Here is a 1086-nt window from a genome sequence, read left to right on the forward strand (position 1 = left end):
CCGCCACCGGAGGGGCGGTCGCCGCGGTCACGGTTGAAACCGCCACCGGAGGGGCGGTCGTCACGACGGAACCCGCCGCGGTCGCCACCACGGTCATCGCGGTCACGGCCGTAGCCACCACCGGACGGGCGGTCATCACGACGCGGACGGTCGTCACGGTCGTCACGACGGAAACCACTCGGGCGGTCGTCACGGTTGAAACCGCCGGAGGGGCGGTCGTCACGGCGGAAGCCGCCACCGGAGGGGCGGTCGCCGCGGTCACGGTTGAAACCGCCACCGGAGGGACGGTCATCACGACGGAACCCGCCGCGGTCGCCACCACGGTCGTCACGGTCACGGCCGTAGCCACCACCGGAGGGGCGGTCGTCACGGCGGAAGCCGCCACCGGAGGGGCGGTCGCCGCGGTCACGGTTGAAACCGCCACCGGAGGGGCGGTCGTCACGACGGAACCCGCCGCGGTCGCCACCACGGTCGTCACGGTCACGGCCGTAGCCACCACCGGACGGGCGGTCGTCACGACGGAAGCCGCCACCGGACGGGCGGTCGCCGCGGTCACGGTTGAAGCCGCCACCGGAGGGGCGGTCGCCGCGGTCACGGTTGAAACCGCCACCGGAGGGACGGTCGTCACGACGGAAGCCACCACGGTCGTCACGGTCACGGCCGTAGCCACCACCGGACGGGCGGTCATCACGACGCGGACGGTCGTCACGGTCGTCACGACGGAAACCACCGGACGAACGGTCGTCCCGACGGTCATCGCGACGGGCGCCGCCACGGTCGTTGGACCAGCCCCCGCGGGACCGGGGCTCGTAGCCTCGGCCGTCGTCCGATCGGCGCTCGGGACGGTCCTGGGGCTCGTTCGACATCGTGGTGACTCCTTCTGCTGCTTCAGCTCCACCGCGGACGGAGCATGCGACTCTGCTCCCGCCACGCGGTTTCGACGCCGGCCTGCTGGCCTGCGTACCTTCTCCATTGTCCGGCATGCCAGGACCGTCCGCGTCTGGGCGGAAGTCCCGTTTTGCCGGTCTTCTTCACGTTCGCAAAACACAAAAAGGCAGAGTCACAAACGAGTAACTTGTGCCGCGG

1 protein-coding gene is annotated in these 1086 nt (G+C 71.1%); it reads left to right on the forward strand.

The features are described from left to right. The coding region (locus tag ACWGJO_RS41670; RefSeq protein WP_452190982.1) for a hypothetical protein at positions 1-1086 on the forward strand (1086 nt) is incomplete at both ends.

It is taken from the genome of Kitasatospora sp. NPDC054795, assembly GCF_053611565.1.